The sequence below is a fragment of the Bacteroides sp. genome (assembly GCA_036351255.1).
Classification (GTDB): Bacteria; Bacteroidota; Bacteroidia; order Bacteroidales; family UBA7960; genus UBA7960.
The window spans coordinates 17,912-32,197 of sequence record JAZBOS010000087.1 but is presented as its reverse complement, the minus strand read 5'-3'; the positions used below and the strand labels follow the sequence as shown (position 1 = coordinate 32,197).

The window sequence follows — 14,286 nt, the reverse complement described above, 5'->3', positions numbered from 1 at the left end:
CTTAGCGAGGGGTATTGAAATTCATGGCTGAAAGCATGTTGCCATACACGCTGTTAAGAGCGCGAATGTTAGCATTCAGCTTTTCAATTTCCTCCTTATACTGCTTGGTGTTGGTCAGCGATTCGTTGATGTTGTCAACGAGCGAGCCCACAGCTTTCTGCAGTTTCTCACTGGATTCTGACTGGTTTCCGGCAGCCTGCAACTGCAACTCATAGGCAGTATTCAGGGCCATCAGGTTGTTGGCAGTTTTCTGAAGTTGCTCACTGTAGGTCTTCCCACTGTTGGCATTGCCTTCCAGTGCCTCAACAGCCTTGGTCAGCAAGGCAGCATTCTTGCTGTAACTTTCCCCAAGCTGATCGGTGTATGTGGTAACATTCTTAATGCTATTGTTAAATTGAGACGATACGTCCAGGCTTTCCTTGGCTGTCGTAGCAGTCTTCTGATACGTTTCGCTCAACTGATTCATTGAGCTTACAGCACTCTTGAGGCTGTTGCCGTATTCTTGCGAGAGGCTAAGATCATGCTTCAGGAATTCAGCCGCATTTTTATAGGACTGGCTAAGTTCCACAACAGACCTTGAAGCTGTCTCAACATTCTGGATGTAGCCATTGGTTACCACGGCAGCATTGGAAAGATCAGCCATTTTAGCGGCATTATCACTCAGGTTCTGCAGCCCCTTGCTTAAGTTGCCGATGAGTTCAGGCCCGATTTTGGCGTCTTCCAGCAATTTGTCAAGTGTATTCGACAGGGTCACATTCTGGGATACCAGCCTGTGGCCATTCTGCTTGCGGGGTTCTACATCTTCAAGGCCGGCAAGTTCCGGATACACCAGGCTCCAGTCGGGCTCTTCATGGATAGGCTCGAATGCGGAGAAGAAGAATACAATGGCCTCAGTTACCATACCTACTATCAACATAGCGCCGGCAAAAGGATAGTGCTGAATTTTAAATAACGCACCAAGAATAACAATTGAGGCGCCCCATCCATATAGTCTGGACATGAAGACTTTCCATGCTTTGGTTTTTACGAATTTCATAAGGCTTTTTCTGAAAGGGTTAATAAATGAACAGAAATGGATTTACAAAAGGTTTAATGAATTTTAGTACACATTGGAGGCTCCGCGCCCATCGTTACGGTCACGTCCGGGATAAGTCTGGATGCAACGGAAACCGATGTATGACTTCGCCGTATCCTGGTATTCGTATGCACGGGTGCTTACCTGGAGGAAGTATCCGACATCTTTCCACGAACCACCGCGGACCACCTTGCGCTTCATCGTTTCAGGATCATCGGGCTTGGCTTCGTATTGGTAGTCGGGGTTCATGTCATGACCAAACACATAAAACGATTCATCATAAGCGTTACGGGTCCATTCGGCCACGTTACCCGACATGTCATACAGGCCAAAGTCATTGGGAGGATAGTGACCCACGATAACGGTCTGATAGCCTCCATCGTCAATGTAGTTACCCCTGAGCGGTTTGAAATTGGCCAGGAAGCAACCGTCCTGATTGCGGATGTAAGGGCCTCCCCACGGATAAGGGTTTAGGTCGAGTCCACCCCTGGCGGCATATTCCCATTGAGCTTCTGAGGGCAGCGAGAACTCCATGGCAAAGGGACGTTCACGGCTGGCCAGGTAACTGTTCAGGTACTGGGTCCTCCAGATGGTGAAAGCACGGGCTTGCAGCCAGTTTACTCCAACCACCGGGTAGTGATCATAGGTGGGATGCCAGAAATATTTTTCCGTCATGGGCTCGTTATACGAATAGGTAAAGTCGTGGATCCAGGCCAGCGTGTCAGGATATACCGGTGTCTGGTATTCGTAAACTAACTCGCTGCGGGGTGTGTTTCGCTCCGAACGTCGGGCTGCCCTGGTCAGGTCGATTGTATAATACCGATAGATCAATTTACGGGAGTCGATTTCGCGGCGGTTGAAAAAACGCTCATGCTCGGGCAGATAGAGTTCGGCCAGCACTTCACGCTCTTCTTCACCATCCCAGCGGATCCGGGTTTCCCAGTTTACCAGGGGAGGATCCAGCAAATTGCCAAAATCATCTTCCTCTATAAGGTGGCTTTCGTCCAACGCTGCCAGCAGGTTGTGAGCGAGCGAGTCACGCACCCAGAACACAAATTGACGGTACTGGTTATTGGTGATCTCTGTCTCATCCATGTAAAATGCAGGCATGGAGATGGTTTTTGAGATGGCGTTGTGCGAATAAGCTACATCCTCATCCGAGGGCCCCATAATGAAACTGCCCATAGGGACAAATACCATCCCGGGAGGATCGGCGTAATATGAATCCGGTCGGTCAAGCACCCCGGTGAGGTGTCCGCGACTTGATTGATCACAGCTGGCAAAAAGAACCGTCGCCACAGCAATAAAAATCAGTTTTTTCATGGTAACTTCAAGTTAATTGACCACTTTTATTATGTTGATCTATTGGTTTAAATGCTTTTTTTGTTTCTGAAAGGCTCTCAGAGAAAACGTACATTTCTTTGTATTTCCCTGATTTTATCCAGATCCAGGTCGAAGCAATACTGGAGCATGATTTCGTGGCTTCCAAAACTGCGGCCTCTTCTTCCCAGGGGGGAGGTCGTAAAGTCGTAGGAATACCCCACGCTGATCTGCTCGATATTGAGTCCGAAAAGAAACACTACGGCATCTTGCAGCCTGTAACTAACGCCACCCCAAAACCTTTTATTGTATGTGACCATGGCGTTTATGTCCAATTGCACCGATGCAAGGTCTGTTTTTACCAGCAAGGAAGGGGTCAGCTCAAAACTCGGATTGTTGGGAAGTGTCATGTTATAACCACCTGTCAGGTAAGCATGGCGCTTCAGTATATGGTTGCTTTCCCCGATCTGTCCTTTGGCTTGCCTTAACTGGGTGAAGGAAAGGCCGGCCCACGAACGTTGGTTGGTAAGGAAGAAAGCGCCCAGTGAAAAGTCGGTGAACATATGCGTCTCTTCAGCGCTGCCTGTCAAAACAGGGTCTCCTTCCGAGATGGGGGTAAACTGGCTGAAATCAATGCGCTTGTCCAAAAATCCTAACTGTGCTCCGATGCCCAGTTTGCCGCCATACATCTTAATATGGTATGCATAAGAGATCTTGACTCCCACGCTGTTTTCATATCCCAGTTTGTCCTGCATAAAACCCAGCGCCAATCCTCCCTTTAAAAATGGAAGGGGGGCATCCACATTCAGCAGGTAGGTCTCAGGGTTGAGGCGGTTCTCTTCAGCATCGTTAAACCCTAACCATTGTTGCCTTGCCAGGCCTGTGGCGCATATGGCGCCGCGCAATCCCGCATAACCCGGGTTGATGCCCATGTTGTTAAACATGTTGTGGCTAAACTGGGGTTCTTGCTGTGCAAAAACCGCCGGACTGTACAGGATGCTGATAACAATTACGGCTAGACCCCAAAATCTCATGGTCGGTGTTTTCTCCTTATTATTTTTGTAACGCAAAAATAAAGGGATTATTGATAAAAAGCTGAAAATTTGAAACCACTTCATTGCCTGTTTTCCATGAAAATTAAAAGTAACATGAATTTTCTTCGTACAGGACCGTAGTGAAATTTTTCAGAATCAACATGTCAAAGAGCTTACTGGCTTAAAATCTGTCAGAGCCAAAAATCAACCAAACAAAAATATTAGGACTAGCAATGAATTTTATCCGTAATAATACGTGGTTATTGCAAGGGAATTCTTTGGATTTTTTTGATAATATCACCGGTAACGTGGTTTTGTTCTATTAAAAGGCGTAAAGATACTTAATTTTTGACCTTTTATTTTCAGAAAACTTACCTTTTAAAGAAATTTTTGGTACACCTGCAACCACTTCTCGGGAATTTCATCCTGGCACGCCGCCTGATACTCCCTGTAGGAACAAGGTACAAGGAATTGTCTTTCGTATTTTAACTGCAACCCCACAGGGCAAGGGACTTCCATCCACCACCGGTCACTTTTCTTGCTTTTATAAAATATGATCTCGTTTTTGAATTCCTTTAGCGATACCACATACTTTATATATTCGCCCGAGTCTTTGCGCTGACGGTCGGGCATGTCGTTTTTCCGGTGATAATAGCCATCAAAGAAATACCAGATCATCTGGGCTACCAGGTGGGCGGTCTGCTCCCCATGGTCAAAAGCAGGATTGATCTCGTAAAAACCGATGGAAGAAAGCTTGTCGCTCAATCCTGCATAGCGAACGATCTGGCAGGCCTCTTCCCCATAAAATCCATTTGGAGAAACGTTGACATTACCCGGGGCATCCGACTGCCGGATGCTCGAAATGTCGAATGAGATCATATCAGCACTCCTGACTACCGGCTCTACTTCTTCCAGGTCTTTCCTGACCACCCCCAGCCGGTAAACATCAAAATACAATTTTTCCATCAACTCGATGGCATCCTGATCCACCAGGTAAGTCTGGTAGCCCAGGTTCGTAAAATTGAACAGGTAGTTGGGCTGATGGGTCAATATGGTACTCAGGAAATTCCGGTGATTGATTTCTTCATTGCGCCGCAGGCCCAAATCAAATGTCGAATCAACGGATACGATATTGATGATTTGTCCCAGGGCTTCATAAGCCATGTAATTCGCATAGGTCAGGTCCTGGCTCCCCCCGATAATGACCGGGATGATCTTATTCCTAATCAGTTCTGCCACCGTTGTCTTAACGGCAAAATAGGTGTCATTTACCTGGTCGCCAGCCCTGATGTTTCCCAGGTCGGCAATTTTTACCTTAAAAGGCCCTTGAAACAACTGGTACAGATATTTGCGGACAAAGTCGGGGGCAAGTCCGCAGCCTTCATTATTCAGGGCGTTGCGGTCTTCCTTTACCCCCAGAATGGCAATGTCAACCCCTTCCAGCTCCGGAAAACCGGTTTCGGCGGTATAACTGTTAATGATACGGCCAAGGGCCAGGGGATGCTGCTTATGGTTGCCCTGCAGCTTCTTCAGGTCAAGCGGTTCAAAAAAATCAACGATTTCCATACGTGCCAAAAATCACTTCTTATTTACCCTTCTTTCGGGCTGTCGTTTTTTTGGTTGTACGGGTTTTTTTCGTTGAGGTTCCCTCTTTGATGATATTTAGGCAATCTTCCATTGAATACTCTTCAGGCTTTTTGGTTTTCGGAAGTTTATAGTTATTCCCGCCAGCCGACAGATAAGCTCCCCATCGGCCTTTAAGGATCTTCATGTCGGGGTTCTCAGGGAATTCCTTAATCACTTTCTGACGGTCTGCTTCGCGTTTCTCTTCGATAAGCTCAATGGCCCGTCCGGTTTCAATGGTCAGCGGATCCTCCTCCTTGGGGATGGAAACGAACTGCCCATCGTGGCGGATATAAGGTCCGAAACGGCCTGCAGACGCCACCATCTCCTTACCTTCATATTCCCCAACAGTGCGAGGCAGCTTAAACAGTTCAAGGGCCTGTTCCAGGGTGATGGTCTCAAGTCCCTGGTCTTTACGCATACTCGAAAACTGCGGCTTCTCCTCCTCTTCGGCATCCCCGATCTGGATCATCGGTCCAAACCGCCCGATCTTTGCATAAACGTTCCTTCCAGTCTTGGGGTCCTTGCCCAGCAGGCGCTCACCGCTGAACTTCTCCGAGGTCTTCATAGTCTCTTCTACCTGCTTGTGAAAGGGCCAGTAAAACTCTTTGATCACAAGATTCCAGGCCTTTTGTCCGCTGGCAATCTCATCAAACTCTTTCTCCACATTGGCCGTGAAGTTATAATCCAGGATATCCCTGAAATATTCCAGCAGGAAACTGTTCACAACGGTTCCGATATCCGTCGGGAAGAGTTTGTTCTTCTCCTGCCCAACGACTTCTGTTTTAATGCTTTCGGTGATCTTGCCCTTTTTCAGCAGCAGGTAATCGTATGGTCGTTTTTCGCCATCCCGGTTTTCTTTCACCACATATTCCCTTTTTTGAATGGTGCTGATGGTGGGCGCATAAGTCGATGGGCGCCCGATGCCCAGGTCCTCCAGTTTTTTTACCAGGCTGGCTTCCGTATAGCGAGGCGGTGATTTCGTAAAGCGTTCCGTGGCATCCATTTCCATCAGGGGAAGGAGCTGCCCTACTTTGAAGGGCGGCAGGATCCCTTCTGCGGCTTCCTCGTCCTCATCATCGGTCGACTCAAGGTACACTTTCAGAAAACCGTCAAACTTCAGCACTTCGCCCGTGGCAACAAGCTTTTCTTTGTTAGTCGATATCCCGATGGTGACATTGGTCTTTTCCAGGAGGGCATCCGCCATTTGCGATGCCAGGGTCCGTTTCCAGATCAGCTCGTAGAGGCGCTGCTCAGAAGCGTCGGCACCTGCATTCATCACGTTCATATACACAGGGCGAATGGCTTCGTGGGCTTCCTGTGCACCCTTGGTTTTGGTGGCATACTTCCTGACCTTGATATATTCAGGCCCAAAGTTCTTTTCTATTTCTTTTTTGGCCATGGCAATGGCGGTACCCGAAAGATTTACCGAGTCGGTACGCATATAGGTGATCTTCCCCGACTCATAGAGTTTCTGGGCCACCGTCATGGTGCGGGCTACCGAGAAGCCAAGCTTGCGGCTGGCCTCCTGCTGCAGCGTCGAAGTGGTAAACGGGGGTGCCGGCGATTTTTTGCCCGGCTTGGTTTCGATTTGTTCAACCGTAAAGGTGGCATCGGTGCATTGCTCCAGGAAAGCATTAGCTTCCTTTTTGGTGTTGAATCGCTTGGGAAGTTCTGACTTAACCATCACCACCTGCCCATTGTGCTCCACTTCAAATATCGCCGAGATTTTAAAAGAAGCCGTAGCTTTAAAAGCCTGGATCTCCTTTTCGCGCTCCACGATGAGCCGCACAGCTACCGACTGCACGCGCCCTGCCGATAAGGCCGGCTTTACTTTGCGCCATAATAATGGTGAGAGCTCAAAGCCCACCAGCCGGTCAAGCACCCGCCGCGCCTGCTGGGCGTTCACCAGGTTACGGTCAATTTTTCGTGGAGTCTCTATGGCATCCAGTATGGCCTTCTTTGTAATCTCATGGAAGACAATACGCCGGGTGCGTTCTTCATCCAGTTTCAGGCTTTCGGCCAAATGCCAGGAGATGGCCTCACCTTCACGGTCCTCATCAGTGGCAAGCCATACCGTTTCCGCCTGGTCTGCCTGCTTTTTTAATTCGGCAAGCAAGGACTTCTTATCGGAAGGTACCTCATAAAGGGGGGTGAAATTCTTATCGATCTCTATCCCTATGCTATTGGTGGGAAGGTCGCGTACGTGGCCAAAACTCGACTTGACCTTGAAATCTTTTCCAAGGAAGCCTTCAATGGTTTTGGCTTTGGCAGGTGACTCAACAATGACCAGGTTTTTTATCATAGCTTTGCATTTTCGCGCCCAAAAGTAATAAAACAAATATAAATATTAAGAAAGGGATGTTAAAATGTTAAACAAGTTTTTAAGCCCCGGAAGAAAAACCTGTGGCGGAACGGGCGATCCCGGCCTGCAAGTCTGGTTTTTATTCCTTTAAGGAAAAAATGGGGTCAAAAGTTTAATGACAGTCAAAAAATCTGCAAAGAAAAGAAATTCCTTGCGGATGACACCATCACAGGCTGGCTTTTTGTCGCGAAAAAGGTATTTTTTCAGTAATTTTGCCATCCTTAACCAAAAGCTTGATTGGTTTATTTAACTGAAATTCAAAGGGTGAATAAAAAACTATATATTGAGACCTACGGGTGCCAGATGAATTTCTCCGACAGCGAGATCGTGGCCTCGGTCATGACCGATCATCATTATTCTGCTACCCAGGACCAGCAGGAAGCCGATGTGATCTTCCTCAACACCTGTTCTATTCGCGACAATGCCGAACAGAAAGTGCTCAATCGCCTGAAACAACTGCAGAGCCTCCGGCGTAAAAAACCAGGTTTGATCATTGGAGTGCTGGGCTGCATGGCCGAACGGTTGAAGGAGTCACTGCTGGAAGAAAATGAACTGGGCATGCGGGTCGATATGGTGGTGGGCCCCGATGCCTACCGTGACCTCCCCCAGCTGATGCTCGATGCCGAAGGCGGGCACAAGGCCATCAATATCATCCTTTCGGCTGAGGAGACTTATGCTGACATTACCCCCGTGCGATATGCTTCCAATGGCGTTTCCGCTTTTATCTCCATCATGCGGGGTTGCCAGAATTTTTGCTCTTATTGTGTTGTACCCTTCACCCGGGGAAAGGAACGCAGTCGCGATCCGCAAACCATTGTAATCGAAGCACGGGAACTGTTTGAAACAGGGTTCCGCGAAATCACCCTGTTGGGCCAAAACGTCAACTCCTTCCATTGGAAAGATGAGGAGAAGAACCTCACCACAGGCTTCCCGGAATTAATGGAAATGGTGGCCGGCATAAGCCCCCTGTTGCGCGTAAGGTTTGCCACCTCCCACCCCAAGGATATGTCGGATGAACTGCTTGCTGTCATTGCCCGAAACCCTAACATCTGCCATGCCATCCATCTGCCCATGCAGTCGGGCAGCAGCAGCGTCCTCAAACGGATGAATCGCAAATACACCCGCAAGGATTATATGGAACGCATTGAAGCCATTCGCCGGATCATTCCCGGATGTGCCATTTCCACCGACATCATTGCGGGATTCTGTGGCGAGACCCCCGAAGAACACCAGGAAACCCTCAATATGATGGAATGGGCAGGTTTTGATTTTGCCTTTATGTTTAAGTACTCCGAACGCGAAGGCACCCTTGCCGCCAAAAAATACGAAGACGATATTCCTGAAGAGGAAAAGACCCGCCGACTGCAGGAAATCATTAAACTCCAGCAAAAGCTTTCGCTGAAAAGCAATAAAATAGATGTGGGATCGGTGGTCGAGGTGCTTGTTGAGGGGCTTTCCAAACGCTCAGACAGGCATGTCTCCGGCCGCAGCAGCCACAACAAAGTGGTGGTTTTCCCCGACAAGGGCTACAAGCCCGGCGACTATGTAAAAGTCAGAATTGATTCCTGCACCGCGGCAACCCTGCTGGGAGAAGGGCTGGAGGAGTAAAAAAGGGTTAAAGGTTTAAAGTTCAGGGTTCAAGGTTAGCTTTGTGCAAATTCCATAGAGGTACTTAAAAAATGGAAATTCCTTATTCCTTGTTCATTATTTAAAAGAGTTCAGCCTCTGATCTCCCCACTTCTTAAATCAAAAATCGTTAATCCTTGTTCTTAAATCAAATCAAAAATTTCTCAATCCTTCCAGAGCAGCGCTTCTGCGATCTTCAAATCGGCCGGGGTAGTAATCTTGATGTTCTCGGGGTCTCCTTCCACCAGGAAGAGGCGGTGTCCATCGGCTTCCAGCAGTGTGGCGTCATCAGTAAAGTCTTCTGAGTAATTCCGGTTATAAGCCTTCTTGATCAGGCCGGCCCGGAAGCACTGAGGGGTTTGCACCCTGCGTACCATTTCACGCTGCAAGGGCTGACTAAGAGCGTGGTCTATCAGGCGCAATGAATCGCTGATCTTTACCACAGGGATGGCATTCCCGAATCTTTCAGCGGAATAAAAAACCTGTTCAATGACCCGTGCCGAAACCAGGGGCCTCACCCCGTCGTGAATGGCTACCAAGGCATCGTCGGGGACCAGCCGCAGACCGCTCTTGACCGAATGAAAGCGCGTTGGGCCGCTAATAGCCAGCTGGTGCGGCTGCCGGAAGTTGTGCTTCTGGCAAAGTTCCTCCCAGAAATTCCAGAGGTTTTCGGGCAAAACCAGCACGAAGGCCAGGGTGGGATCAAAATCAAAAAAGGCCCTGAAAGTCTGCATCAGCACAGGCATTCCGGCAATTTCGAGAAACTGCTTGGGCAGGTCAGACTGCATCCGTGTGCCCGACCCGCCAGCCGTGATCAGCACATACCTTTGCATCAAAAGAGGTTTAAATGATCAGCATGGCATCGCCATAGGTGAAAAAGCGGTACTTTTCCTTCACGGCAATCTTATAAGCTTTCATCAGCAGATCAAAGCCGGCAAAGGCCGAAACCATCATCATCAGCGTGGACTGCGGCAGGTGAAGGTTTGAGATCATGGCGTTGGCCACATTGAATTCAAAGGGCGGGTAAATAAACTTGTTGGTCCATCCTTCAAAGGGTTTTACCATTCCCGTGATAGATACGGATGATTCCATGGCCCGCATGGTGGTGGTTCCCACGGCACACACCCTTTTTTCCCTCATCTTGGCGGCGTTAATGATCTTTGCTGCCTTTTCCTCGATCAGGAACTCTTCGCTGTCCATTTTGTGCTTGCTCAGGTCTTCCACATCCACACTGCGAAAATTTCCCAACCCAGCGTGAAGGGTGATCTCGGTAAACTCCACGCCTTTTAGCTCCAGGCGTTTAATGAGCTGGCGACTGAAGTGCATCCCCGCCGTGGGGGCTGCTACGGCCCCTTCGCGTTTGGCAAACACTGTCTGGTATCGCTCGCGGTCTTCGGGCTCCACAGCACGCCTGATTTGACGGGGTAAGGGCGTTTCACCCAGCATTTCAATGGTTTGCTTGAATTCGTCATAGGTGCCATCAAACAAAAAACGCAGCGTACGCCCGCGTGAAGTGGTATTGTCAATCACCTCGGCGACCAGGTTGTCATCTTCACCAAAATACAATTTGTTACCAATGCGGATCTTGCGTGCCGGATCAACCAGGACATCCCACAAGCGGGTCTCACGGTTCAGCTCGCGCAAAAGGAATACCTCAATCTGGGCACCCGTCTTTTCCTTGGTGCCGTATAGCCGCGCCGGAAATACCTTCGTGTTGTTTACCACCATCACATCCCCGTCATCAAAGTAACCCAGAAGGTCCTTGAACGATTTATGCTCAATGGTCTGGGTCGCACGATTGACCACCATTAATCGCGATTCATCACGATTATCTGTCGGATGCTCTGCAATGAGCTCCGGAGGAAGATTGTATTTGAAATCCGATAATTTCATTTGACAACAATATTATTTTCATCCACCTCTGAAAGTAAGGGCCAAAAGCGGAAAGGGTTTATTACTAAAAGGTTTGCATTTTTTTTGGGAAAGGAATGCAAAGATAATACTTGAAAGCCCCCTTGTCAATACCTTTTTGTAAATAATTGAAGCAAAACCTTGTAAGATTGATAAATGTTGATTTTGAATTGATGATTTTTTTGGGTTTTGATTACACAAACAGGGTTCTTCCTGAATAAAAAAACCATACCACTGCCATACCCGGGTCATAGTTAATACGGAGTTTATTCGGTTTAAACCGAATAAACTCCGTATTAACTCCGTATTAACTCCGAAAATACCTGGACTTCGTTAGGGGGTTACTTCGCCTGAAACGCAGTTACAGCAATCTAAAGGGGAGTTTCAGGCAGTTTTGGGATGAAGGACCTGGATAAGCTTATTTGGGGCATCCAAACCCAGGCTTTACTTTAAATGAAATGGTTTGAGCACCCCGTTCAGGTGCTGGCCAGTTCCCGTAGGTGTTGTTCGAAGGTCTGGATGGTCCAGGCGCCATCGGCCTTGAAGTTGCCGATGCGGGTGCGGCGGAGGCTTTTGAGGTGGGCGCCTGAGTGCAGTTCCTTGCCAAAGTCGCGGGCCAGCGAGCGGATGTAGGTGCCCTTGCTGCAAACCACCCGGAAATCCACTTCGGGCAATTCGTAGCGGGTGATCTCAAATTCGCTGATGACGACTTTGCGTGATTTCAGCTCGGTATGTTCGCCGCGGCGGGCAAATTCGTAAGCCCTTTCGCCTTCAATTTTCTTGGCAGAGAAAAGGGGCGGGATCTGCTCCTGGTGGCCCGAGAGGTTGGCGGCAGCCTGCAAAACCAGTTCGTGGGTAATGTGTCCGGTGGGGTAATGCTCATCCACCTGGGTTTCCAAATCGAAGGAAGGGGTGGTTTTTCCCAGGAAGATGGTGCCGGTATATTCCTTTTCCATTTCCTGGAAGCTTTCGATGCTTTTGGTTTGCTTGCCGGTGCAGATGATCAGCAGTCCGCTTGCCAGGGGGTCAAGGGTTCCTGCGTGGCCGGTTTTGAGTTTTTTGATGCCCAGCACATAGCGCATCATCGACCGTACCTTGTTGACCACATCAAAGGATGTCCACCCGAGGGGTTTGTTGAAGGTCAGTACGGCGCCGTCAATAAAGGATTGAATTTGTTCGGGTTTCTCCATTTGTCAGGATTTAAAACAAGCCGGCCACAATGGCCACGAGCCCAATGATCAGGCAGTAAATGGAGAACCAGGCAATGTTGCCCTTGCGCACGATGTTGAGCATCCAGCGGCAGGCAGCCAGTCCGGCCAGGAAGGCAGCCAGGGTGCCGACGACCAGGGGTAGGGTGTCGGTGGGAACCAGGCTTGCGTTATCTGACATTTTTAGGATCTTCAGAAAGTTAGCCCCAAAGATGGGAATCAAAACCATCAGGAAAGAAAAGCGGATGGCCTTGCCACGTTCGATGCCCAGGTAAAGGGCGGTGCTGATGGTTGCCCCGCTGCGGCTGATGCCGGGCATGACGGCTACGGTCTGGGCCAGGCCGATGAGCAGGGCGCTTTTCAGGTTGACTTCTTTTTCTTTTTTCGGGGCAAAGCGCGTAAGGAATAGAACAACTGCGGTGACCAGCAACATCACCCCCACCAGGACGATGCGGCCCTGGAAGAGCATCTCCACTTTTTCTTCAAAAAGCAAGCCTACAATGCCTACCGGGATGGCAGAGGCCACCAGCAGGAGGACAAAACGGGTTTCGGCATTCCATCGGAAGCGGAAAAGGTTCACGATCAGATCGCGAATGTCTTTCCTGAAGACCACCACCACGCTCATGAAGGTAGCACCGTGGACCAAGATGTTGAAGGTAAAGAAGGTGTCAGGATTTTGAAGCCCGAAAACGGCGCCCCCCAATTCGAGGTGTCCGCTGCTGCTGACAGGCAAAAATTCGGTAAGGCCCTGTAAAAGGCCTAAAATTAAGGCTTCAATCCAGCTCATAAAAACAAGAACATTATATTACCGCTTCGAGGGTTTTGGCTCCGCCGGGGTGTGAGGTTTTTTAGGTGCTCCCTGGCTACCGGCTTCCGACACGTTGGTGGTTCTTTTCATAATGGCATAGAACTCAACTCCAAAACCCAGCAGGACAAGAAAAGGTGCCAGGGTGATCCTGCGGAAACTGAACAGGTCGTAGCTGAACGCATTGGGGTCATCGCTTCCGCCCCCCATCATTAAAACAAAGCCCAGGGCGATAATCACCAGCCCCACGATCATCAGGAAATATTTGGTGCGATCAAACAAGAGCACACGTTGTTCTTTGTTTTTGCTCATGGTGTTTTTGGTTTTTTCGGTATTTCTGTTTTCAGCTCAGTCAATATAGCCCGGCACATTAATACAGGTAAAGGGAATCGGTTTTGATGCGCAGGTATTTTTTTACGGCCATGTGTGTGGAGATCCAGCTGATGAGTATCCCCAGCAGGATGACCATCACGAAAAGGCTGAGCAGCATCCTTGTATCCTGGAAAGTGATCAGCTCGGGGATTTGGCGTTGGCCTGCATAGAGCACGCCCAGCAATAGCAGGATGGCGAGGGAGGCGCCAATGAGGCCCTGGACCACTCCTTTAATGACAAAGGGCTTGCGGATAAACGACTGGGTGGCGCCCACCAGCTGCATGCTTTTAATGAGAAAGCGTTTCGAAAATACGCTCAGACGGATGGTGTTATTGATCAGGGCAAAGGCGATGGCCAGCAACAGCAGGCTGAACAGCAGCAAGCCCAGGCCGATTTTGTGAACATTGTCGTTTACTGATGAGACCAGGTCTTTCTGGTAGTGGACTTCGCGCACGATCCGGTTTATCATCACCTCATCCTCAAATAGCACCAGGCTGTCGGGGTTGGCGTAACTGGCTACCAGCCTGACCTCAATGCTGGGAAACAAGGGGTTGTAACCCAGGAATTCCACAAAATCTTCACCCAGTTCTTCCATCAGGGTTTCGGCTGCCATCTCGCTCGACACGTACTCAGTGGATTTCACCGCCGGCATTACGTCGAGGGTTTTCTGCAAATGGCTGATCTCGGCCGGTTTGGCATTGTCGTGAAGGATGACGGAAAATCCCAGGTTTTCCTTTACGTGATCGGACAGCTTGCGGGCGTGCAGCATCACAAGCCCCAGCAGCCCCAGTACGAACAACACCAGCGTAATGCTCACTACCGTTGAAACATAGGATGTTTTTAGCCGCCTGCCAACAATGGCTTCTTCCTGTTTGGCCATGGATCTCTGCTTTTTATGGCTGCAAAAGTAATAAAAAATTGGGCCTGCACGGGGTTTTTAAGGTTCT

General features: G+C 49.2%; 12 protein-coding genes. 1 reads left to right on the top strand and 11 read right to left on the bottom strand.

What is annotated here, in order from left to right:
- Position 1: 1 nt before the first annotated feature.
- From gldL to topA, 5 genes are all read right to left on the bottom strand, one after another.
- A complete protein-coding gene (gene gldL, locus V2I46_08100) occupies positions 2-1,036 on the bottom strand; it encodes a gliding motility protein GldL (protein ID MEE4177456.1) in 1,035 nt (344 codons plus the stop codon).
- A gap of 63 nt (positions 1,037-1,099) precedes the next feature.
- Positions 1,100-2,398, bottom strand: a complete 1,299-nt coding sequence (locus V2I46_08095) for an SUMF1/EgtB/PvdO family nonheme iron enzyme (protein ID MEE4177455.1) — start codon at positions 2,396-2,398, stop codon at positions 1,100-1,102.
- A 77-nt stretch (positions 2,399-2,475) separates the two neighbouring features.
- A complete protein-coding gene (locus tag V2I46_08090; GenBank protein ID MEE4177454.1) occupies positions 2,476-3,429 on the bottom strand; it encodes a type IX secretion system membrane protein PorP/SprF in 954 nt (317 codons plus the stop codon).
- Positions 3,430-3,807: 378 nt separating this feature from the next.
- Complete coding sequence (locus V2I46_08085; GenBank protein ID MEE4177453.1) at positions 3,808-4,995, bottom strand: formimidoylglutamase; 1,188 nt, start codon at positions 4,993-4,995, stop codon at positions 3,808-3,810.
- A gap of 19 nt (positions 4,996-5,014) precedes the next feature.
- On the bottom strand, positions 5,015-7,357 hold the full coding sequence (gene topA, locus V2I46_08080; GenBank protein MEE4177452.1) for a type I DNA topoisomerase: 2,343 nt from the start codon (positions 7,355-7,357) through the stop codon (positions 5,015-5,017).
- A gap of 324 nt (positions 7,358-7,681) precedes the next feature.
- Here topA and miaB point away from each other — a divergent pair, with 324 nt between their 5' ends.
- The gene (gene miaB, locus V2I46_08075) at positions 7,682-9,025 is read left to right on the top strand and encodes a tRNA (N6-isopentenyl adenosine(37)-C2)-methylthiotransferase MiaB (GenBank protein ID MEE4177451.1); all 1,344 of its coding nucleotides are present in this window, start codon (positions 7,682-7,684) and stop codon (positions 9,023-9,025) included.
- Between the two features lie 182 nt (positions 9,026-9,207).
- Here miaB and V2I46_08070 read toward each other — a convergent pair whose 3' ends face one another.
- The 6 genes from V2I46_08070 to V2I46_08045 form a co-directional block, all read right to left on the bottom strand.
- Complete coding sequence (locus V2I46_08070; GenBank protein ID MEE4177450.1) at positions 9,208-9,876, bottom strand: 2-C-methyl-D-erythritol 4-phosphate cytidylyltransferase; 669 nt, start codon at positions 9,874-9,876, stop codon at positions 9,208-9,210.
- Positions 9,877-9,886: 10 nt separating this feature from the next.
- Positions 9,887-10,936 (bottom strand): tRNA preQ1(34) S-adenosylmethionine ribosyltransferase-isomerase QueA, encoded by a 1,050-nt coding sequence (queA, locus tag V2I46_08065; protein ID MEE4177449.1) that lies wholly within the window; start codon positions 10,934-10,936, stop codon positions 9,887-9,889.
- 494 nt (positions 10,937-11,430) lie between these two features.
- Positions 11,431-12,144: a tRNA pseudouridine(55) synthase TruB gene (gene truB, locus V2I46_08060; GenBank protein MEE4177448.1), complete on the bottom strand. Its 714-nt coding sequence runs from the start codon at positions 12,142-12,144 to the stop codon at positions 11,431-11,433.
- A gap of 10 nt (positions 12,145-12,154) precedes the next feature.
- On the bottom strand, positions 12,155-12,949 hold the full coding sequence (locus V2I46_08055; protein ID MEE4177447.1) for an undecaprenyl-diphosphate phosphatase: 795 nt from the start codon (positions 12,947-12,949) through the stop codon (positions 12,155-12,157).
- Between the two features lie 18 nt (positions 12,950-12,967).
- Complete coding sequence (locus V2I46_08050; GenBank protein MEE4177446.1) at positions 12,968-13,279, bottom strand: DUF3098 domain-containing protein; 312 nt, start codon at positions 13,277-13,279, stop codon at positions 12,968-12,970.
- 58 nt (positions 13,280-13,337) lie between these two features.
- Entirely contained in the window at positions 13,338-14,219 is an 882-nt protein-coding gene (locus V2I46_08045; protein ID MEE4177445.1) for a permease-like cell division protein FtsX, read from the bottom strand.
- Between the last annotated feature and the right edge of the window lie 67 nt (positions 14,220-14,286).